Origin of the sequence: Microbacterium sp. zg-YB36 (assembly GCF_024623575.2) — a bacterium.
Classification (GTDB): Bacteria; Actinomycetota; Actinomycetes; order Actinomycetales; family Microbacteriaceae; genus Microbacterium.
Window position 1 is genome coordinate 1,616,674 of the sequence record NZ_JANJFD020000001.1, and the last position, 19,412, is coordinate 1,636,085.

Sequence of the window (19,412 nt, forward strand, 5' to 3'; positions counted from 1 at the left end):
GCGTCCAGAATGGCATTCATTCGCATGAAGCCGGACGCGCGCAGAATGGCGGAGTCACACCTTCACGTTCGCCTTCATCCAGGTCTCAGTGGCCTTCGTCATTCCCTGGGACAGCTCGCGCAGGCCCAACGACAATGCGATGGCAAATTCCACAATCTTGCTCCTGAGAATGGCGTCTTCGCCTTTATCGAGCGCATCCCGCGACAGCGCCCACTTCGCCGAGTTCTCGACGCCCGACTCTTTGCTGACGAAGTGGGCCACGACCTCGTTTCGGATGAGCGTCAGGTCAGCGCTGAACCGCTTGTCCTCGCGCATGGGTTTCAGGCGAGCCTCGATCGCGTCGCGCGCTTCCTGGAACTTGTCTATCTCCACGAAGGTTGCGAGCCGACCATGCTGCTTTCCTGCAGCCGCCCGAAGTTGATTGAGCAAGATGCCGACGCCTCGCTCGGCCTCGATGAGTGCCAAGGCCAGATACTTCTCCGCCGTGATGCGCGCGGACGGGTCGGCGAGGAGATTGCGAAGGCTGACGCGGATGTCCAGATCGACCTGTGTGATGAAGAACTGGACGTTCGAGTAAAGCCGCAGCACGTCAAGGTCGCCTTTTACATCGGCATACGTGGCGACATTCTTCGCGGCCATAACGACGGCCTTTTCCGCATCGGGGATGCTCGCGTTGAAACCGGCGACGATGTCGGAATTCCCAGGAGGGTTCATGGGGTAATCCTGACGCATGCAAGATCGGCCTTGCAAAGTCCCAGATCAGCGGCGGAATGGTATTCCATCGGATTCTCTGATTCTCAAGCGGCGCGACCCACCGGCAGGGAAGACTTAACTTACTGACCCACCAAATGAGAGCAGCTGAAATGCCCCGAGGACGCCGCCGCACACTGCCCGAAGGCAGCGTGTCCGTGAAGACCCAGATTCCCGCTGAGGTAGGCGCGGCGGTCGATGACCTCGTGGCCGCGAGCGGTGGGGTGAGCAAGGCGGCGATCCTGCGCCAGGCGATCCTCATCGGCTTGCAGCAGTTCGCCGAAACCAACCCCGAACTCGCCGCCGCACTCGCCAATGCGCCGGTGACCGAGACGAGCGCCGCGTAGGCGTTCGAAACCAACCCAACGAAAGGAACACCATGCCCGCGAAATACATCATCGACGCGAGTCACAAGCAGTTCGATGAAGCCACCGGCCTCCCGGCCTACCCGCGATCCACGTCCGGCACCGAGGTCAAGCTCCGCCGGGTGCAGAAAAGCCTCCAGACGACCATCGCTCGTACCGAAGCCGCCATCGACCGTGCGCTGAGCGAGTTCGCCGACGCACTGGACGCTGAGGACCGCAAGGAAGCCGCACAGGCTCGCATCGACAATCTGACCAACAAGCGCAACCAGCGCCGCATCTGAGAGGAACCCCATCATGGCAACGAAAGTCACCGGCCCCGAGTCCATCACCCCGGACGTGCAGCCCGAAGAGAACGTCCGCTACCGCGACATGGGCGGAACGATCGTCAACGTCATCGGTCCGAATCAGCTCGATGGCCCGCGCATCGCCGCTCGCGAAGCCCAGTACGGAAACCGCCAGGCCGAGATCGAGGCGGTCATGGACATCGACCAGGCCGCATTCGACCGCGTCCGCCCCGTGGAGGCAAGCATGGCCGCTCGCGCCGAGCACCTGATCGATGAGGTCGAGCGCAAGGGTAGCGACACCGTGCCCCCCGGCCTGCTCGAGTCCACCGAGGGCATCGTGACCCAGCTCAACAACCTGGTCACCCAGCTCGAAAGGGGGACGCCCGCCAGCCAGCTCGCCGAGCGGTTCAAGCAGCTCCAGAACCAGGCGATCACGATGGCGCTCCCCAAGGTGGTCCGCGCGCTTCAGATGATCGAGGAAAGCCACCTGCCGAACATGGAGGACCCCTATGGCCGTGTCCAGAACAAAGTCATCGCCAAGATGCCCAACTCCAGCTTCCGGCCGCTGCGGCCACGTCGCCCCTGAGCATGACGAAGGCCGGTGCCTTCCACTGGCACCGGCCCTCATCTGAACATCACCCTATGAGAGGAACACACGACATGTCATCCCTAGCAACAAGCCTACCTGACCAGGCATTTGTTCCGCTGACGACCCCGCTCGACCCCTATCACGACGTGTTCTGGGAAGTGGAGAGCGAGCCGGAACTGGGCTTGACCCCGCGAACCAAGATGCTGGCACTGCCGGCCATCGCTCTCGCCACGCTGGAGCTGCACGCGGCCCCGGCGAAGACGTGGCGACCGACCACCCGAGGCCTCGTTACCGAGGCGTCGATCCGCGCCGCGATTTGGAAGGATCGACGCGGTTACAGCCTGTCGGCCTACGAGATGGCACTGAATTTCCAAGCGTTGTTCTTCCACGGCGACGGTCGACGCGGCGGCAACATGCCTCTGCTCGGACTCGACGTGCTGCGCGGCATCGATCGGCTGTCGGTCTGCGGCACCCAGCTTTGGTGCTCCATGCCAACTAGCGCCGACCCGTTCGAGTTCGAGACAGTGAGACTGACCACGGCACTCAAACGGGTCGCGCCCCGCGCCGCCCTGCGAATGGCGTAGGGTAACCTCTCAAGTCCAGCGGCGTCCGCGTCGCAGGCAAGCAAGACCAGCTCCGGGGACGGAGCGAAGCGCCGGGTGGCCGGCACAAGTCCGCTGATAAGCAAAGGCGGCAGAAGACCGAGGAGACTCGGCAAGAAGTCCAGGAGACTGGCGAAAGCCCGGAGGCGTCCGGCAAGAAGCCCGCTGAGAGAAAAGGCGGCGCATCCATCTCGACATCACCGATGTCGCGATCTTGATGCGCGCCGCGACTCGCGGAGTGCGATTCATCTAAGGAATCTGCAATGGACGCCACATCCACCTCTGAGCACCCTGCATCCCGCGGCCTGCTCAACAAGCCACAGGCCATGGAGTACACCGGCCTGACCGCCTCCCAGCTCGACCGCGCTCGCTGGGAACACAAGATCGAGTACTACCGGCTCGGCAACGTCGTGCGGTACTCGATCCAGCAGCTCGACGCCTATCTGGAGTCCTGCCGCATCCCCGCCAAGGGTGGTGTGCCGTCGTGAGCGCGCGGGTGAAGTGACCCCGTCCGAGATTCCCGATCACGATTCCGTCTCACCAAGGACGACCTGAGAGAGCTCGCTCATGAGTACACGCACACGCACGATCCGGCTGACCGGAGCGAAGGCGGTCGCGACCCCGCCGCCCACACCACCCAAGCTCGCCCCTTTGTCAGCCCGCGACCTCGCTTACATCGCCGAGCGCGGAGTCAGTCGCGAGTTCGCCGAGTCCGAAGGCTGGCACCGCGTCGGCAATCGCATCGGCATCCCCGTCCGTGATGCCGATGGGGATGTCGTCAACGTTCGACTTCACCTTCCGAATCCGAAGGGCGACATCCCAAAGACGATCAACACGCGCGGCCAGGGCAGCCCTACCAGGCTCGCCGGAATCCACCTCCTCGCGGATGACGACGCCTGGGTCACAGTCGGCGGAGGCGAGTTCGACTGGGCCGCGCCTGCATCACGCGGCATGTCCGTCGTGTTCGGGTCCAATGGCGAAGGCAGCGTGCCGAAGCTCGGCCTTGACCATCTCGCCGGTCGCCGGGTGGCCCTCGCACTCGATGCGGACGCCGCTGGACGCAAAGCAACGAAGTCGTGGGTCGCAGCTCTCGCGCCAGCCGTTCGAGAGTTGCGCGTCGTTTCTCTCCCCGAGGGCACAGACCTCAACGACTGGTTCAAGGCCGGTCGCACTACCGAGGAGCTGCTGGAGCTGATCGAGGCTTCACCGATCCACGGTCAGACCTCGCGGCGGGACTCGACCGAGTTGCTCCGGATGGCGCTCGACAAGTCCGAGGATGAAGGACGCGACAACACCGGGCTGTGGCTGGCGTGCCAGCTCCGCGACGAGCGCTACACGCAGGACGAGGCATGGCCCATCGTGGAGGCGTATCAGCAGGCCGTGGAGGACGACGACGACCCGCCATATTCGGAATCCGCCGCGAAGGTCAATCTCGAGCAAGCCTGGTCGCGGGAGCCGCGCAAGCCGTCGGGTAAGGGCGAAGACAAGGGTGCACCGTCGCTCGAAGATGGCCCGCTGGCCGTGTACGTCGGTGAGCGGTTCCGGGGTCAGTTCGCCTATGTCTCGCAGCTCAAAGACTGGCTGGAGAACAAGGGAACGGTTTGGAAGCCGTCGTCCTCCACCGCAGTGGTCGAGGCCGTGCGAATCGAGTTGAAGCGAGTCTTCGACATGGAGTTGGCGAAGAGCACCAATCTCACCGCAATCACGGCGCTCTTGAAGCGAGCACGAATCGAGAATGTCGCGGCGCTGCTTAAGGGCATTCTGGAGGAGTCCTACGGCGCATGGGACAACCATCCCAACCACCTGAACACGCCCAACGGCGTCGTGGACCTGCGCACCGGAATCATCGAGCCGCACAGCGACGCCTATCGCTTCACCGCGATCACCCGCGTCAACTACAACCCCAAGGCCGTGTCCGCCCGATGGACGAAGGCGCTCAAAGCGTTGCCTGAAGAGCTGCACGACCACGTGCAAATTCTGTTCGGACAGGCGATCACCGGCTTCCCGCCCGATCACGACAAGGTGACCTTCCTCCAGGGCGGCGGCGAGAACGGCAAGAGCAGCATCCTCGACGGCATCAAGCTCGCCCTGGGGTCGTTCGCGGGACCGGTGCCCGAGAAGGTGATGCTCGCCAAGCCGGGTGAGTCCGTGCCCGAGATGATGGAGCTTCGCGGGAAGCGGCTCGTCGTGCTGGAGGAGATGCCTCAGGGCGGACGCCTCAGCACGAAGCGCCTCAAGGATGTGGCCGGCACGGCGACCCTCGACGGTCGTCCGCTCTACGGCAAGACGGTCGTGTGGCAAGCGACACACACCATGTTCGTCACGTCGAACCACCGCCCACCGGTCACGGAGACTGACCACGGCACCTGGCGTCGGTTGCAGATGATCGTGTTCCCGTATCGGTTCGTCCGCACCGCGACCCTCAAGCGCGGAGAGAAGCGCGGCGACCCAGCACTGCGGCACCACTTCCGCACGGTTCCCGAGGAGGCCGTGCTGGCGTGGCTGGTTGAGGGTGCCCGCCGCTGGTACTCGCTCGGAATGCGCACGCCCGACCCCGCTCCCGACGCCATCGTGGCGGCGACGGATGCCTGGCGACTGCTCGCAGACGACGTAATGCAGTTCGCCGAGGAGCACCTGGTCTTCGACAAGACCGGCGTCGTCCTCGCCAACGACCTGTGGGAGACCTTCGACGCCTGGGCGAAGCTCCACAACAAGCAGGGCTGGTCGAACAACACCTACGCCGATCGCTTCGAGGAGCACCCGATGTTCAAGGATCACGGCGTGCATCGCTCCCGTCCGCGCGTCGATTCGCTCGATGTGTCTCGCCCCGGACGATCCGTCAACGGACCTCGCTTCAAGACTCCCTCCGACGACGCCCCGCTCACTGGCAAACAGCGCATCTGGTCGGGATTGCGATGGAAGCAGAACCCATGAATTACGCACGCCGGACCGGGCGGTCCGCCCTACGGAGAACTTTTCCCTTATGAGCCTCCCGAGGAGAAGTTTCACGAAGCCCAGCCCGCCCGGTCCGGCAGACCAAATGACCACTAGGAACACATATCGATCGAGAAACAGAAGTTGGAGAGATGACATGACGAAATCAGGTCTGGACCGTATGGACTCGGGGACCGTATGCACTGCACGGAGGCGGAATGGAACGCAGTGTCTGAACTATGCCGTCAAGGGCGCGAGCGTGTGTCGGATGCACGGAGGCTCAGCCCCGCAGGTACGCAGGGCGGCTCAGGTACGGCTCCTGATGCAGGCGGACAATCTCATGGCGGCGTTGCTGAAGATCGCCTTGGACGACAAGCAGCCGGTCGCTGCACGGCTGGTTGCAATCCGCGACGGACTCGACCGGGCGAACCTGTCGGGCACGCAGGCGGTCGAGCTGACCGTGGAGAAGGGTCGCACCTTCGAGGACATCACGTCCGATGTGGTTGCAGACCTCGTGATGGACGACCACGGCGACTATGTCGAGGATGCGTACGTCGTGGAGGAGTTCGAAGCTGAGCGCACTCCGCTCGTGCCGCGCGACCCCGACGCCGTGTACGACGGCAACCGCCACGACCGGCGCGCGTTTGCCGAGGTCGAGCAGGGTCGTGCCGAGGAACGCAGGCGCATGAACCGCACCGGACTCAGCGCCGCCGAGCGGAAGCGCTTGGAGGCCGAAGCGCTCGCCCAGCACCAGTCCACGTCAACCAGCCTCGTGGACCCGACCATCGCTCGCGCCGCGTACCTGGCCGCGCTCGACAACGGGGCGACCACCGAGGAAGCCGAGGCCGCTGGGCGAGCTGCCGGTTCCCGAGGCACCGGCGAGCGGCGGGCGCGCACGTCCGAGGCGACCATGACGGACGGTCGGGGCGAGAGGCGCAAGCGGTAGCGCACCGGAGCCACACGAGGATGGCCGCTCCCACAAGAGAACGGCCTCCGGCTACCCCGGGAGGGGTACGGCCATCCCGTTGGCTCCCTGGCCCAGCGAGTGCTGAGCACAATGCGCCATGACTCGCCGGTACACCAAGCAGTTTGCCTACTGGGTCCCCTTCAGGCATTCTTCTCTCGTCAGGACATCCGAACATCCGTTCGAACCGACACCACCGAAGGAACGCAATGACCACCACGAAGAACTCCAAGACGACCGCTCCCCTGGCCCACCGCATCCCGGCCGAGGTCAGCCCCGTCATCACCGCGTACGCCGAGTGGCTGACCGAGCAGACGGGTTACAAGGTCGACCCGATGAGCGTCTACATCGGTAGCCAACTCCGCTCGACGTTCCAGAAGACCCCGGCCAACCAGAAGCGCATCGCGGACTCGGCCAAGGAGCGTGCTGCACAGGATGCGGCGAAGGCCAAGGCGCGAGCCGAGCGTGAAGCCGCCGCCGCGAAGAAGGCAGCTGAGCCCAAGGCCGACAAGCCCGCACCGAAGGCAACCCCGAAGGCTGCACCCAAGGCCACAGTGAAGCGCGCTCCTCGCCGCCCCACCAAGGGCAGCACAGTCGCCACGGCCGAGGGCGTCGTCATCGCCGAGCAGCAGCACATCGACATCGAGGCCCAGGCGTGAGCGGCATCGAGGCCTACTGGGTCGCATACGACGCGACCCTCACTCGCGTGCGCACTGAGCGGCCTGACACCTTCGCGGGGCTCAAGGCGATCCTCGACACGTTCGAGCCGCCCAGCAGCGGTCAGGCCTTCTTCGGCGATGGTGCAGACGACCAGCTCTCTGACGCTCTGCACGACGCGGGCTGGCGTATCGACTTCATCGAGGCCACGTATCTGTACACCGCGCGACACCCAAACACCGGTGCTCGCGCCCGCTACGTCGAGGGCGACCTGTACGACGAGACTCCCGAACGCCTTGTGCGGCTGATCTCGACCAGCGACCCGCACACCCGCCTCACCCCTGGCGCAACCGGCCGCATCCTCCACACGGACGACGCCGGAACGCTGCACATTGCCTGGGGCAACGGCTCAATCTTGGGTCTCATCCCCGGCGTCGACCGCTGGGAGTTGGTGCACGAGCGCTGGCAACCCCAGCCAATGGTGCAGACCTATCCCGCTGCATCCGCATCTGCACCGACCGAGGAGACGAACCGATGACCACCATGATCGGCTACCTGCGGGTCTCGACCGACGAGCAGGCACAATCCGGCCTCGGCCTCGAAGCCCAGCGCGACACCATCCAGCGCTACGCCGACAGCCACGGCTGGGATGTGGTCTGGTACGAGGACGCCGGTGTCTCCGCGAAGTCGCTCGACCGCCCACAGCTCCAGGCCGCGCTCGCGCGTCTGCACCCCAAGAAGCGCGACGTGCAGGGCATTGTCGTGGCGAAGCTCGACCGCCTCTCGCGTTCCGTGCACGACTTCTCCGGCCTGCTGGCCCTTGCCAACGCGCGGAAGTGGTCTGTCGTCGCCATCGACCTGGGCGTGGATACTTCGACGCCGACCGGACGGCTCGTCGCGAACGTGATGATGTCGGTCGCCGAGTGGGAGCGCGAGATCATCGGCGCGAGGACGAGCGCCGCCATGCAGGCCGCAAAGCGTCGAGGCCAGCGGTTCGGCGTCCCCTCTGCGCTGCCGGCCACGACCGCCGAGCGCCTTCTGCATCTGCGCCTCACCCTGACCCTCCAGGCCACCGCCGACGCCCTCAATGCAGACGGCCTCACCACCGCGACCGGCGAGCCGTGGTCCGTCAACACCGTCGCGAAGGTGCAGAAGCGCCTCTCGGCCAAGGCGACCGCCGACGCCACCAGCCTCACCAAGGAACCGACCAGCGCGGCACACGCCGCCTGAACAGAAGGAGCAACATCATGGCCGAATACAACCCCGGAGCCGTCGTGACTGTCGGCGCGCTGGAAGTCGGAGACACCGTCTTCCTCCGCGAGCGCAAGGGCCGTCCTGGCCTGCCGATTCCCACGCACGCCGCCCGCGTGACTGACCTGGTGCCGATCCCGGACGGCCGAGTGCGCGTCTATGTCGTCAACGCGAACGAAGGCGGAGGCGTCGAGCCTCGACTCCTGGGCGACCTGCCCGCCACGCGCGAGTTCCGCGCCGCTGTCCTGGCGGTCTGACGTGCGCACCCGCCCGCTCCCTCTCAGAAAGTCGCTCGGGACCGAGTTCAACTTGCGCCCCGACACCGAGCGGGTGCGGGCGGGTGCACTGCGCGTCGGCGACGTGGTCATGGAGGACTTCGACCACCCCGTCATCATCATGCAGCTCAACTCGGCGAGAGGCAGCGTCACGATCCACGGCAACTACGTCTGGGAACGCGCCACCGGCAAGAGCTGGTTCCTCGGCAAGTTCAACCCCATCCACATGTTCGACCGGGCACTCCCCGGCGAGTACTGAATCCGCAATCCCGATTCCTCACCAAGGAGCACCTCATGGCATTCGTCGAAGAGAACACCTTGCAAGACGGCCGCAAGAGCTACACGATCCGCTGGCGCAACGCGACCGGCAAGTTCCAACGCAAGACCCTGCCGAACAAGCGCGAGGCTGAGCGGTTCGCCCTCCGCGTCGAAAACGAGATTGCAGACGGCAACAGCACCGACGCGCTCGTGAAGAACTCCAAGACATTCCGCGACGTGGCCGAGGCCTCGATGACGGCGAGCGCGCACCGCCTCAAGCCCAAGACCGCCGCAGGCTACGAGATGGCCTACAGGCTGCACATCTACCCGGTATTCGGGAATCAGCGCATCGCCACGATCACGGGCATGGAGATTGAGGCCTGGATCGCGGACATGCAGACGAAGATCGCGCCGAAGACCGGCGAGCGCTACAGCCCCGCCAGCGTGCACGGCGCGTTCGTCGCCCTGTCCAAGGCGTTCGCCTACGCGGTCAAGCACCGTCTCATCACCGCGAACCCCTGCTCCGTCATCGACAAGCCGCGCGTGCCGCACGTCGAACGGCGCTTCTTCCACCCCGCCGAGGTCGCCGCGATCGCAACCGCGATGGACGCCTTCGAGCCGTACGGCCTGATCGTGCGGATGTCAGCCAGCACCGGCCTGCGCCAAGGCGAGATGGCTGCGCTCCGGGTCGGCGACGTGCGGCTGTTCGGGCGCTCGCCCCACGTGCAAGTCCGCCGCACCGTTGCCCGCGTCAAAGGTGGCTGGGCGGTCGGCACGCCCAAGACGGCGCGAGGCTCCCGCGATGTGCCGCTTGGGCGCTCGCTCATCGGGGAGCTGACCGAGTACCTTGCCCAGCACCCACGCCGAAACGAGCCAGACGCGCCACTGTGGCCAGGACGGGTGCCAGGCGGCGCGGGCGACGTGCGTCTGCTCGACTACGACCGCCAGTTCGACGCGCCTTCGATGGAGCGCTACTACTACAAGCCGGTGCTCGCCAGTCTCGGCATCGAGGGCATGACGTGGCACGACCTCCGCCACTACTTCGCGAGCCTGTGCGCGGACGCGGGCTATGACATTCGCAAGGTGAGTCGGTGGATGGGCCACGCGAACATCAACATCACCGACTCGACCTACACGCATTTGTTCAACGACAGCGACGACATGGACGCCCTCGACGCCGCAGCATCCCGGGCGCGAGAGCAGGTCGCCCCGGTCACGCAGCTCCGCGCGGTCGGGAGCTAGGAGCTGTTCCGGAGCTGTTCGCCTTCCGGACCGACCAAGACCCGCCACACAAGACAGAAGGCCGGAACCCACGCGATCCGCGTAGTTCCGGCCTTCTTACTGTCTCAACACAGTGTGCGCCCGAAGAGACTCGAACTCCCAACCTTCTGATCCGTAGTCAGATGCTCTATCCATTGAGCTACGGGCGCATGGCCTTTGCTCTCGCTCGGGCCGTCGATAAGCCTACCCGACGTGAGCACGGTGCGCGAATCGGCCCCGTGTCGGCGCGTCAGCCGTCGGCTGCGCCGCGGTCGGCGACGGCGCGCTCCACGGCGCGGCGATGTGCGCGCAGCTTCGGCAGGTCGACCATGCGCAGCGCCTGCATGCGCGCGAGGCGCATCTGCCCGTAGTCGGGCTCGAGGTCCGGCCGTGCCGCCTCGATGCTCAGCGTGCGGTCGATGTTCTTGGCGACCTCGGACCACGCCGCATCCCTGGCATCCTCCACCAGCTTCTCGAGCTCTTCGGCGTTCTCGGATCGCTCGCGCAGCTCTTTGGCGATGTGCCGGGACTGGCGCACCCGCTTGCGGAGGTTGCGCACGTCCTTGCTGCGGTAGTCGTGCGTGCCGCCGGAGTCGGAGTGACGGCCCTTCGCCGCCTTGCGCTCGCGCTCGGCGCGCTCCGCGTCGGCCTCGGCCTCCTCGGCCAGATCCAGCAGGGTCTCCTTCGCGTGCGGCACGAACTGCTCGACCTTGAAGTCCTGACCACCGGTGAGGATATCCACCAGGATGCGGTTCTTCAGCGCCAGCCGCGTCGCCGCCGACGCGATGTAAAGACCCTCGGCGACGATGTCGTCGTGCTTCGCCTTCCTGCGCTGCGCCACGGCACCCCCTTGCAACGATCCTAGGGCGGCGGATGCGCCAGAATCGACGCAGGAAACCAGCAAAGGGGCCGGGATGCCAGTACTCGACGTCCGCGACGCGACGAGCGTCATCACCGGGGCCGCCGCCGGCATGGGAGCAGAGGTGGCCCGACGCCTCGCCGCCCGGGGCGCGCGCGTCGCGCTGATCGACCACGACGCCGGCGGATTGGATGCCGTGACGGCCACTCTGGCCGGCTCCGGGCACACCACGCACGTCGTGGACCTGACCGACGACGACGCCGTCGCCGACGTGGCCCGGCAGATCGCGGCATCCCACCGGCACGTGCAGACCCTCATCACCTGCGCCGGCTCGTCCATGCTCGGGTCGATCGACCAGCTCACGATGGCCGAGATGCGGTGGCTGATGGACGTGAACCTGTGGGGCACCGTCAACATCACCCAGGCGCTGCTGCCGACCCTGCGCCTCTCCCCGGCAGCCCACATCACCCACCTCGTCTCGATCTACGCGCTGGCCGCCCCCGCCGGGCGCATCCCGTACGCGATGAGCAAGTACGCCGTGCGGGGGTTCACCGAGGCGCTGCGGCACGAGCTCGAGGGTTCGACCGTCTCGGTAGGCGCGATCTACCCCGCCGGCGTGAAGACGGGGATCATCCTGCGGGGCCGATACGCCGCGGCGCTCGACCCGGCCATCGCCGCCCGGGCAGCCGCCGCGCAGTCCGCGATGTACCGCACCGAGCCGGGAGACGCCGCCAACCGCATCATCGCCGCGACGATCCACCGGCGCCCGCGCACCATGGTCGGTCGCCAGGCGCGGCTCGTGGACGTGCTCACCCGCGTGACACCGACGCGCTACTGGGCGGTGATGCGCCGACCACTGCGGGACGCGGTGGATACCACGACGCCCATCGCGCGGTGAACTCGAAGCGGCGACTAGGGGCTGTCTTAGCGATCACATAGCTGCCTTTTGCGTAATGGAAGCATCCCGAATGCGCTGCTTCCCCCGTGTGAAAGGACCAGATGACACCCCTTCACGAGACCCCGTCGCGCCGCCGGCTGTGGCTGGTGGCTGCTCCCGCCGCATTGGCGCTCACGCTCTCCGGCTGCGCGAGCGGCGCCGCGACCCCCGCGGCGAACCCCGACAGCACGGCCGAGCCCGAAACGACCGTCGACACGACGCTGACCGGGTTCGCCACCGCCGAGGAGGTGCTCGCCGGCAACCAGCAGACGCACGACGACCCCGCCGCCGGCGAGTGGTCCGAAGCGGATGCCGTGAAGATCGAGCTCGATGGGTCCGGCGCCAGCGCGTCGGACTCGGCCGACGTCACCATCGACGGCGCCACCGTCACGATCTCCGCCGCCGGCACCTATCTGCTCAGCGGCGACCTGGAAGGCCAGCTCGTCGTGGACAGCGAGGACGAGGGTGCGGTCACCCTCGTGCTGGACGGCGTGGACATCAGCAACGCCGACGGCGCTGCCATCGACATCGCCGCCGCCGACGAGGCGGTGATCGTGCTGGCCGAAGGCTCGGCCAGCACCCTGAGCGACGCGAACGGCTACGCCGAGGACGTCGAGGCGAACGCGGCCCTCGCCAGCGCCGCCGACCTCACGATCACCGGATCAGGGGCGCTGTCGGTCGCCGGCAACGGCAACGACGGCATCGCGTCGCGCGACGGCCTCGTGATCCAGTCAGGCACCATCGACGTCGACGCGGTGGACGACGGCATCCGCGGCAAGGACCACCTCGTCGTCCGCGGCGGTGACATCGCCGTCGACGCCGGCGGGGATGGACTGAAGGCCGACAACGAAGAGGACGCCGACCGCGGCTACGTCGCGATCGAGGACGGCACCGTCGCCCTCGTGTCCGGTGGCGATGGCATCGACGCGTACACCGACGTCGTGCAGACCGGCGGCACCGTGGACATCGAAGCCGGGCGCGGGTCGACCTCCGACCCCGAGTCGGGGGCGAAGGGGATCGTGGCCGGCACGATCGCCGTACTGGAGTCGGGAGTCGTGAACATCGACGCCGCGGACGACGCCATCAACACCAACGCCTACCTGCACCTGGCTGGCGCGGACGTGACGCTTGCCAGCGGCGATGACGCGGCGCACGCCGAACTGCAGCTGGTCGTCTCGGACGGCGACGTCACCGTGACCTCGTCGGTCGAGGCCCTCGAGGGCGGGCAGATCACCGTCGAGGACGGCACGATCGCGCTCACCGCCAGCGACGATGCCATCAACGTCTCCGAACCCGACGCCGGGACGGCGGAGCTGACCCTCGTCATCGCCGGCGGCGAACTCGTGGTCGACGCCGGCGGCGACGGCCTCGACGCCAACGGCCCGATCGAGATCACCGGCGGCACGGTGATCGTTCACGGCCCCACCGCCGACGGGAACGGCGCCGTCGACGCCGACGGCGGCGTGACGATTTCCGGCGGCACGCTGCTGGCCCTCGGCCCCGCCGGCATGGCGCAGGCCCCGAGCGCCGATTCGGCGCAGGCCACCGTGCAGTTCACCGCGAACGGCGGCATCGCCCCCGGCACCGTGCTCACGATCGTGTCCGCGTCCGGCGAGCAGCTGGGCACCGTGACGGCGACCAAGCAGGCGCAGAACGTGGTGTTCTCCGCGCCGGGACTGACCAACGGCGAGACGTACACGCTCGTCGCCGACGGTGCGACGATCGCCACCGCCGTCGCCGGGCAGCAGAGCGCCGGAGGCATGGGCGGACCGGGCGGTGCCCCGCGCTGATATCACCTGCGCGCGGCGGATTCAACCCCGTGACCGCGGGCCGCACGCCGAATAGCGTCGGAGTCACGCTAGACGGACGGGTAGCACCCGGGCCGCCTTCACGAAAGGAGCGAATCATGGGTTTCATCGATGACGCGAAGAGTACCGCCGAGACCGCAGGTCGCAAGGCCAAGGATGCACTCGACGACACCGCCGACCGCATCAAGGACAAGGCCGACGAGCACAAGGCCGAATCCGACGTGAAGAAGGCCGAGGCGGAGCGCGAGTCCGTCCAGACGCGCAACGAGGTCAAGGAAAAGCTGCGCGACTAAGTCCCACGAAGCGAAGGGCCCCGGAGGAGACTCCGGGGCCCTTCGTCGTGAGTGGATACCTCAGCCGCAGCCGCCGGCCGTCCCGCCGTGACGACCGGGCCCGTGTACAGCGCCACCGCGGGCGTCCTCGCGCGACAGCGCGGCGATCGACGTGGTGCGCACCGGCCGGGCTGAGCCGGCTCAGATCGCGAAGATGCGCCAGCCCGCCTCGGCGACGGCGCCCGGCTCGATCACGAGCAGGCCCGGGTCGAAGTCGTAGCGCGGCGCGTTGAACGCGTCGGGCGCGCACGTCATCGGCTCCACGGCGAGGCCGCCGCGGTGCCCGGGTTGAGCGGGGCCGCCTGGAAGGTCGGCGGTGTGCACCTGCACCCACGGGCACGCAGCGTCCCATGCGATGCCGACTCCGCGACCGGCGGCATCGGTCACGCGCACGGTCGCGACGCCCGCGGCATCCGCCTGCAGCGCCGTGAATGCGTGGTCGATCTCGGTCGCGCCGATCTGCCGCGGCGTGCGGAAGTCGAACGCGGCATCCACCGGGCCCAGCGTGGTCGGGATGAGCCGGTCGGGCGTGACAGACAGCACGTCGGATGCCGGGAGTTCCAGCGTCCAGTCGTCCACCGTCCCCTCCCCTGCGACGAGGTAGGGGTGAGGGCCGGTGCCGAACGGCACCGGGTGGGCGGAGAGGTTCTCGGCGCGCACCGACTGGGTGAGCCCATCGTCGCCGAGCGTGAAGGTCGTGGTCACCCGCACCCGCCACGGGTACCCGGTCTGCGGCTCGATCGTCGCGGTCAGGGTGACGTGGTCGGAACCCTTGTCGACGGCGTCGTAGTCGAGCCACGCACCCAGACCGTGCAGCGCGTGTCGGCGGTCGGGCTCGGTGAGAGCGAGCTTGTGCTCGACGCCGGCGAAGACGTAGCGGCCGTCGACGATGCGGTTGGGCCACGGCACCAGCGTCGCGCCGCGATACGCCGGGCGCACCTCGTCGGCGGCGAACGGCACGACCAGGTTGCGACCGGCGTGGGTGAGCGAGCGCAGCGAGGCGCCGACGCTCGCGACGACCGCTTCGCAGTTGCCGTGGCGGAGGGTGTGCTGGATGCCGCTGGCAGGAAGGTGCGCCATGTCAGATCCCCTGCGCCAGCCGGTAGTACGCCGCGTTCCAACGCAGTTCCTTCTGGAACCCGCGCACCGTGGTGTCCTGGTCGATCACGAGCAGTTCGGTCTTCGCGATCTCGGCGAAGTCCTGGAACACCTCGATGCCCACCGCAGTGGTCATGACGGTGTGGTGTGCGGCCCCGGCGGCCAGCCAGCATCCGGCGCTCGTGGCGAAATCGGGGGCGGGCTTCCACACGGCCCGGCCCACCGGAAGGTTCGGCAGGTCGGGGGCTTCGACGTTCTCGACGACGTTCGCGACGAGGCGGAAGCGGTCGCGCATGTCCGACAGCGCGACGACGACGGCGGGACCGGGGTCGGCGGTGAAGACCAGGCGCACCGGGTCTTCCTTGCCGCCGATGCCCAACGCGTGCACTTCAAGGCGGGGCTTGGCGGTGGTCAGCGACGGCGAGACCTCGAGCATATGGGCACCGAGGATCTTCTCGTCGCCCGCCACGAGGTCGTAGGTGTAGTCCTCCATGAGGCTCGCACCACCGGGCAGGCCCGAACCCATGACGTTCGCGGCGCGCACCAGGATCGCCGTCTTCCAGTCGCCCTCGGCGCCGAAGCCGTACCCCTCGGCCATGAGGCGCTGCACCGCGAGCCCCGGCAGCTGCGTGAGCGCACCGAGGTCCTCGAAGCTCGTCGTGAAGGCGCCGAAGCCGCCCTCCTCGAGGAACGACCGCAGGCCGATCTCGATGGCGGCGCCGTCACGCAGCGACTGGTGGCGGTCCGCGCCGGGGTGGAGCTCCTCGGCGACGTCGTACCGCTCGAGATACTCCGCCACGAGGGCGTCGATCTGATCGTCGGATGCCGCGGCGACGGCATCCGCCAGCTCGTTCACGCCCCACGTGTTCACCTGCACGCCGAAGCGCAGTTCGGCCTCGGTCTTGTCGCCCTCGGTGACGGCGACGAAGCGCATGTTGTCGCCGAAGCGGGCGAGCTTGAGGGTGCGGACGGCCTGCCAGCCGGCGGCGGCGCGCTGCCACTGCTCGATCTGCTCGAGCACGACCGGGTTGGACACGTGACCGACGACGGTCTTGCGGGCGACGTTCAGCCGCGTCTGGATGTACCCGAACTCGCGGTCGCCGTGGGCGGCCTGGTTGAGGTTCATGAAGTCGAAGTCGATGTCTTCCCACGGCAGCTCGACGTTCGCCTGCGTGTGCAGATGCAGCAGCGGTTTCTGCAGCGCGTCCAGGCCCCCGATCCACATCTTGGCGGGGCTGAAGGTGTGCATCCACGCGATCACGCCGATGACGTCGTCGCGGCCGTTGACCTCGAGGGCAAGGCGGCGGATGCTGTCGGCATCCTTCAGCACGGGCTTCCACACCACGCGCACCGGAAGAGCGGACATGCCGTCGACGACGGCCTGCGACTGCTCGGCCACCTGGCGCAGGGTCTCTTCGCCGTACAGGTTCTGGCTGCCGGTGACGAACCAGACCTCGTAGCCGTCGAGGGAAGTGGAAAGGGGCATGGCAGTTCCTTCGCTAGCGGTTCAGAGTGCGGTGACGGCGGCGGCTTCGACAGCCAGGCCGGCGCGGTAACGATCGAGGTACGTCGCGAATCCGGCGACGTCTTCGGGGCGGGGCTCGGCGACGTCGATATCGGCGTCGGCGAACACATGAGAGTCGAGGTAGGTGGCCAGGTCGGTGTCTTCTGCGCGGCTCAGGTAGGCCGCCAGTACCGCGATTCCCCAGGCGCCGCCTTCGGCGGCGGTCTCGCCGACGGCGACCGGGGCGCCGAGCGCGCCGGCGAGGAAGCGCTGCGCCACGCCTGCGGTGCGGAACATGCCGCCGTGGGCGAACATGCGATCCAGCGCCACGCCTTCGTCCTCGAGCACCCGCATGCCCAGGGCGAGGGTGCCGAACACGCCGTACAGCTGCGCGCGCATGGCGTTGGCGAGGGTGAAGGAGCTGTCGGGGGTGCGCACGAACAGCGGGCGGCCCTCGGCAAGGCCGGCGATCGGCTCGCCGGCAAGGTGGTTGTAGGCGAGCAGTCCCCCGGCGTCGGGGTCGCCGGTGAGCGCCTCGCGGAACAGCGTCTCGTACACGGCGTCCATGTCGACGGGCTGCCCCGACGCCTCGGCGAAGCGGGCGAACATGCCCACCCAGGCGGCCAGTTCGCTGGCGCCGTTGTTGCAGTGCACCATCGCGACGGGGTCGCCGGCGGGCGTCGTGACGAGGTCGAGTTCGTGGTGGGCGTGGCGCAGCGGGTGCTCGAGCACGACCATCGCGAAGATGCTCGTCCCGGCGCTGACGTTGCCGGTGCGGGGGGCGACGGCGTTCGTGGCGACCATGCCGGTGCCGGCGTCGCCCTCCGGCGGACACAGCGCGATGCCGGGGCGGAGGGTGCCGGTCGGGTCTAGCAGTGCCGCGCCGTCGGCGGTCAGCTCGCCCGCGGGAGTACCCGCGACGAGTACCTCCGGGAGGAGGGCGGCCAGATCCAGGCCGGTGCCGAGGCCGGCGAAGCGGTCGAGCAGGTCGCGGTCGTAATGGTGCGTGGCGGAGTCGATCGGGAACATGCCCGACGCGTCGCCGACGCCCAGTACGCGGCGGCCGGCGAGGCGCCAGTGGACGTAGCCGGCGAGGGTCGTGACGGAGTCGATGCGCGGCACGTGCGGCTCTTCATCGAGCACGGCCTGGTAGACGTGCGCGATCGACCAGCGGTGCGGGATGTTGACCTCGAACAGGTCGCTGAGCACGGCGACGGCGGGCCCGGTGTTGGTATTGCGCCAGGTGCGGAACGGCACCAGCAGGTCACCCGCGGCGTCGAACGCGAGGTAGCCGTGCATCATCGCCGAAACGCCGATCGTGCCGAACGTGTCGGGGGTTACTCCGTACCGGGTCTGCACGTCGGCGACGAGGTCGGCGTACGCGGCCTGCAGCCCAGACCACACGTCGTCGAGGGAGTAGGTCCACAGACGATCCTCGAACGTGTTCTCCCACGCGTGGCTGCCGACGGCGAGCACGTCGGTGGGGATCTCCCCGATGAGGCACGCCTTGATGCGCGTCGAGCCGAGTTCGATGCCGAGCGAGGTGCGTCCGGCGCGGATCGCCTCGCCGATCGCGGCGTCGCGGGTGGCGGTGGGCGTGATGCTCACGGATCCTCCATTGGTGTCTGCGTCGATGTTACCGGTAACAGGGATCGGTGTCACGAGCGAGGCGGGGCGGTCGACGCGCGCGCCACAAGCACCGGCGGCGCAGGCACGGGGGCCTGCGCGACCTCCAGACCCAGCACGTCCCCGATGCAGCGACGCGCTTCGCCGACGATATCCAGGCGCACGGTGGTCAGGGCGGGCCGGTAGTACGCGGCATCCGGGTTGTCGTCGAAGCCCGTGACGCTGACGTCGGTCGGAACGTCGACACCGCGCGCGGCGAGGCCCGCGATCAGACCCAGTGCCATCTGGTCGTTCGCGACGACGACCGCCGTCGGCCCGCCCGGTGCGCGCACGGCTGCGGCGACCTCGGCGGCGCGGGCCGCACCGGCCGCGGCCGACCAGTCGCCCTCCCACCGCGGTCCGGGCTCGACCCCGGCCGCCGCGAGAGCGGCCCGTACGCCGGCATCGCGGGCGGCGGCCTCGCGCCAGTCGGCGGGCCCGGCGAGGTGGGCGATGCGCATGTGCCCGAGGTCGACGAGGTGACGCACCGCCGCTGCCGCTCCCTCGCGCTGACGGTCGGCACCCGGCCCGCCGTGCAGTTCCGCGACGGGCAGCCCCAGCTCCGCAAGGGTCTCCAGGGTGCGCTCGTGCGGAGCGACCACGACGACGCCGTCGACCCCCTGCGCGAGCAGGTGCTCCGCGGCGGCGGCGACGGATGCCGCGTCGGCGGCGTCCGCGTAGGCGGTGGCGATCCAGCGGCCGGCCGTGCGCGCCGAGGTCTCCAGCGCTGCGATGCCGACGGCGGGGCCGTAGAGCGTGGCATCCGAGGCGATGACCCCGAGTGTGCGGGTCGTGGCGGTGCCGAGCGAGCGGGCCGCGTTGTTCACGCGGTAGCCCAGCGCCGCCATCGCGTCGAGCACGCGGCGGCGCGTCTCGTCGCGGATGTGCGGGTGGTCGTTGAGCACGCGCGACACCGTCTGGGGCGACACCCCCGCCAGTGCGGCGACGTCGCGCACGCCCACCTTGGTGCGGGGAACGGCGGGGTCGGGCATGCCGCTCAGGCTAGCGCGCGATGCTGTC

At 68.2% G+C, this 19,412-nt stretch carries 22 protein-coding genes, 1 tRNA gene and 1 pseudogene; 17 read left to right on the top strand and 7 right to left on the bottom strand.

Annotation, left to right across the window (positions count from 1 at the left end):
* Nucleotides 1-54: 54 nt before the first annotated feature.
* A complete protein-coding gene (locus NQ151_RS08335; protein ID WP_257527705.1) occupies nucleotides 55-714 on the bottom strand; it encodes a hypothetical protein in 660 nt (219 codons plus the stop codon).
* 194 nt (nucleotides 715-908) lie between these two features.
* On the opposite strand from NQ151_RS08335, the gene NQ151_RS08340 reads away from it, so the two are divergent.
* From NQ151_RS08340 to NQ151_RS08400, 14 genes and pseudogenes are all read left to right on the top strand, one after another.
* Nucleotides 909-1,097, top strand: coding sequence for a hypothetical protein (locus NQ151_RS08340; RefSeq protein ID WP_257527706.1), 189 nt, complete (start codon nucleotides 909-911; stop codon nucleotides 1,095-1,097).
* 32 nt (nucleotides 1,098-1,129) lie between these two features.
* Nucleotides 1,130-1,396: a hypothetical protein gene (locus tag NQ151_RS08345; RefSeq protein ID WP_257527707.1), complete on the top strand. Its 267-nt coding sequence runs from the start codon at nucleotides 1,130-1,132 to the stop codon at nucleotides 1,394-1,396.
* A gap of 13 nt (nucleotides 1,397-1,409) precedes the next feature.
* A complete protein-coding gene (locus NQ151_RS08350; protein ID WP_257527708.1) occupies nucleotides 1,410-1,985 on the top strand; it encodes a hypothetical protein in 576 nt (191 codons plus the stop codon).
* Nucleotides 1,986-2,059: 74 nt separating this feature from the next.
* Nucleotides 2,060-2,572, top strand: a complete 513-nt coding sequence (locus NQ151_RS08355; protein WP_257527709.1) for a hypothetical protein — start codon at nucleotides 2,060-2,062, stop codon at nucleotides 2,570-2,572.
* A 281-nt stretch (nucleotides 2,573-2,853) separates the two neighbouring features.
* The gene (locus NQ151_RS08360; protein WP_257527710.1) at nucleotides 2,854-3,078 is read left to right on the top strand and encodes a MerR family transcriptional regulator; all 225 of its coding nucleotides are present in this window, start codon (nucleotides 2,854-2,856) and stop codon (nucleotides 3,076-3,078) included.
* A 79-nt stretch (nucleotides 3,079-3,157) separates the two neighbouring features.
* Nucleotides 3,158-5,524 (top strand): DNA primase family protein, encoded by a 2,367-nt coding sequence (locus tag NQ151_RS08365; protein WP_257527711.1) that lies wholly within the window; start codon nucleotides 3,158-3,160, stop codon nucleotides 5,522-5,524.
* Nucleotides 5,525-5,705: 181 nt separating this feature from the next.
* Nucleotides 5,706-5,795 (top strand): annotated as a pseudogene (locus NQ151_RS16760) (hypothetical protein); the annotation flags it as partial.
* Nucleotides 5,796-5,846: 51 nt separating this feature from the next.
* Nucleotides 5,847-6,470, top strand: a complete 624-nt coding sequence (locus NQ151_RS08370) for a hypothetical protein (RefSeq protein ID WP_257527712.1) — start codon at nucleotides 5,847-5,849, stop codon at nucleotides 6,468-6,470.
* 227 nt (nucleotides 6,471-6,697) lie between these two features.
* Nucleotides 6,698-7,147, top strand: a complete 450-nt coding sequence (locus NQ151_RS08375; protein WP_257527713.1) for a hypothetical protein — start codon at nucleotides 6,698-6,700, stop codon at nucleotides 7,145-7,147.
* Complete coding sequence (locus NQ151_RS08380) at nucleotides 7,144-7,683, top strand: DUF4314 domain-containing protein (protein WP_257527714.1); 540 nt, start codon at nucleotides 7,144-7,146, stop codon at nucleotides 7,681-7,683. Before NQ151_RS08375 ends, NQ151_RS08380 begins: the two co-directional genes overlap by 4 nt.
* Nucleotides 7,680-8,375 (top strand): recombinase family protein, encoded by a 696-nt coding sequence (locus tag NQ151_RS08385; RefSeq protein ID WP_257527715.1) that lies wholly within the window; start codon nucleotides 7,680-7,682, stop codon nucleotides 8,373-8,375. Before NQ151_RS08380 ends, NQ151_RS08385 begins: the two co-directional genes overlap by 4 nt.
* Nucleotides 8,376-8,392: 17 nt before the next feature.
* Nucleotides 8,393-8,653, top strand: coding sequence for a DUF5641 domain-containing protein (locus tag NQ151_RS08390; RefSeq protein WP_257527716.1), 261 nt, complete (start codon nucleotides 8,393-8,395; stop codon nucleotides 8,651-8,653).
* A gap of 1 nt (nucleotide 8,654) precedes the next feature.
* Entirely contained in the window at nucleotides 8,655-8,930 is a 276-nt protein-coding gene (locus NQ151_RS08395) for a hypothetical protein (RefSeq protein ID WP_257527717.1), read from the top strand.
* A 35-nt stretch (nucleotides 8,931-8,965) separates the two neighbouring features.
* A complete protein-coding gene (locus NQ151_RS08400) occupies nucleotides 8,966-10,171 on the top strand; it encodes a tyrosine-type recombinase/integrase (RefSeq protein WP_257527718.1) in 1,206 nt (401 codons plus the stop codon).
* 115 nt (nucleotides 10,172-10,286) lie between these two features.
* On the opposite strand, the gene NQ151_RS08405 is transcribed toward NQ151_RS08400, so the two are convergent.
* Nucleotides 10,287-10,359, bottom strand: a tRNA-Arg gene (locus NQ151_RS08405).
* Between the two features lie 80 nt (nucleotides 10,360-10,439).
* Nucleotides 10,440-11,030: an asparagine synthase gene (locus NQ151_RS08410; protein WP_257507796.1), complete on the bottom strand. Its 591-nt coding sequence runs from the start codon at nucleotides 11,028-11,030 to the stop codon at nucleotides 10,440-10,442.
* A 73-nt stretch (nucleotides 11,031-11,103) separates the two neighbouring features.
* Between NQ151_RS08410 and NQ151_RS08415 the strand changes: the two genes are divergently transcribed.
* The 3 genes from NQ151_RS08415 (at nucleotide 11,104) to NQ151_RS08425 (ending at nucleotide 14,086) form a co-directional block, all read left to right on the top strand.
* Nucleotides 11,104-11,946, top strand: coding sequence for an SDR family NAD(P)-dependent oxidoreductase (locus NQ151_RS08415; protein ID WP_257527719.1), 843 nt, complete (start codon nucleotides 11,104-11,106; stop codon nucleotides 11,944-11,946).
* 101 nt (nucleotides 11,947-12,047) lie between these two features.
* On the top strand, nucleotides 12,048-13,775 hold the full coding sequence (locus tag NQ151_RS08420) for a carbohydrate-binding domain-containing protein (RefSeq protein ID WP_257527720.1): 1,728 nt from the start codon (nucleotides 12,048-12,050) through the stop codon (nucleotides 13,773-13,775).
* A gap of 116 nt (nucleotides 13,776-13,891) precedes the next feature.
* Nucleotides 13,892-14,086 carry a hypothetical protein gene (locus NQ151_RS08425; RefSeq protein ID WP_257507793.1) on the top strand — a complete coding sequence of 65 codons (195 nt, stop codon included), beginning with the start codon at nucleotides 13,892-13,894 and terminating at the stop codon, nucleotides 14,084-14,086.
* 180 nt (nucleotides 14,087-14,266) lie between these two features.
* Here the strand turns inward: NQ151_RS08425 and NQ151_RS08430 are convergent, their stop codons facing one another.
* From NQ151_RS08430 to NQ151_RS08445, 4 genes are read right to left on the bottom strand one after another with little or no spacing between them, the layout of a single operon-like run.
* On the bottom strand, nucleotides 14,267-15,205 hold the full coding sequence (locus NQ151_RS08430; protein ID WP_257527721.1) for an aldose 1-epimerase family protein: 939 nt from the start codon (nucleotides 15,203-15,205) through the stop codon (nucleotides 14,267-14,269).
* A 1-nt stretch (nucleotide 15,206) separates the two neighbouring features.
* On the bottom strand, nucleotides 15,207-16,709 hold the full coding sequence (araA, locus tag NQ151_RS08435) for an L-arabinose isomerase (RefSeq protein WP_257527722.1): 1,503 nt from the start codon (nucleotides 16,707-16,709) through the stop codon (nucleotides 15,207-15,209).
* Nucleotides 16,710-16,730: 21 nt separating this feature from the next.
* Complete coding sequence (locus NQ151_RS08440) at nucleotides 16,731-18,335, bottom strand: xylulokinase (protein ID WP_257527723.1); 1,605 nt, start codon at nucleotides 18,333-18,335, stop codon at nucleotides 16,731-16,733.
* A 50-nt stretch (nucleotides 18,336-18,385) separates the two neighbouring features.
* Nucleotides 18,386-19,384 (bottom strand): LacI family DNA-binding transcriptional regulator, encoded by a 999-nt coding sequence (locus NQ151_RS08445; RefSeq protein ID WP_257527724.1) that lies wholly within the window; start codon nucleotides 19,382-19,384, stop codon nucleotides 18,386-18,388.
* Nucleotides 19,385-19,412: the final 28 nt, after the last annotated feature.

What these genes read in the sequence shown, in the direction of transcription:
- NQ151_RS08335 (WP_257527705.1), bottom strand. Translation starts at nt 714, where the DNA reads ATGAACCCTCCTGGGAATTCCGACATCGTCGCCGGTTTCAACGCGAGC.
- NQ151_RS08345 (WP_257527707.1), top strand. Translation starts at nt 1,130, where the DNA reads ATGCCCGCGAAATACATCATCGACGCGAGTCACAAGCAGTTCGATGAA.
- NQ151_RS08350 (WP_257527708.1), top strand. Translation starts at nt 1,410, where the DNA reads ATGGCAACGAAAGTCACCGGCCCCGAGTCCATCACCCCGGACGTGCAG.
- NQ151_RS08355 (WP_257527709.1), top strand. Translation starts at nt 2,060, where the DNA reads ATGTCATCCCTAGCAACAAGCCTACCTGACCAGGCATTTGTTCCGCTG.
- NQ151_RS08360 (WP_257527710.1), top strand. Translation starts at nt 2,854, where the DNA reads ATGGACGCCACATCCACCTCTGAGCACCCTGCATCCCGCGGCCTGCTC.
- NQ151_RS08365 (WP_257527711.1), top strand. Translation starts at nt 3,158, where the DNA reads ATGAGTACACGCACACGCACGATCCGGCTGACCGGAGCGAAGGCGGTC.
- NQ151_RS08370 (WP_257527712.1), top strand. Translation starts at nt 5,847, where the DNA reads ATGCAGGCGGACAATCTCATGGCGGCGTTGCTGAAGATCGCCTTGGAC.
- NQ151_RS08375 (WP_257527713.1), top strand. Translation starts at nt 6,698, where the DNA reads ATGACCACCACGAAGAACTCCAAGACGACCGCTCCCCTGGCCCACCGC.
- NQ151_RS08385 (WP_257527715.1), top strand. Translation starts at nt 7,680, where the DNA reads ATGACCACCATGATCGGCTACCTGCGGGTCTCGACCGACGAGCAGGCA.
- NQ151_RS08390 (WP_257527716.1), top strand. Translation starts at nt 8,393, where the DNA reads ATGGCCGAATACAACCCCGGAGCCGTCGTGACTGTCGGCGCGCTGGAA.
- NQ151_RS08400 (WP_257527718.1), top strand. Translation starts at nt 8,966, where the DNA reads ATGGCATTCGTCGAAGAGAACACCTTGCAAGACGGCCGCAAGAGCTAC.
- NQ151_RS08415 (WP_257527719.1), top strand. Translation starts at nt 11,104, where the DNA reads ATGCCAGTACTCGACGTCCGCGACGCGACGAGCGTCATCACCGGGGCC.
- NQ151_RS08420 (WP_257527720.1), top strand. Translation starts at nt 12,048, where the DNA reads ATGACACCCCTTCACGAGACCCCGTCGCGCCGCCGGCTGTGGCTGGTG.
- NQ151_RS08425 (WP_257507793.1), top strand. Translation starts at nt 13,892, where the DNA reads ATGGGTTTCATCGATGACGCGAAGAGTACCGCCGAGACCGCAGGTCGC.
- NQ151_RS08430 (WP_257527721.1), bottom strand. Translation starts at nt 15,205, where the DNA reads ATGGCGCACCTTCCTGCCAGCGGCATCCAGCACACCCTCCGCCACGGC.
- araA (WP_257527722.1), bottom strand. Translation starts at nt 16,709, where the DNA reads ATGCCCCTTTCCACTTCCCTCGACGGCTACGAGGTCTGGTTCGTCACC.
- NQ151_RS08445 (WP_257527724.1), bottom strand. Translation starts at nt 19,384, where the DNA reads ATGCCCGACCCCGCCGTTCCCCGCACCAAGGTGGGCGTGCGCGACGTC.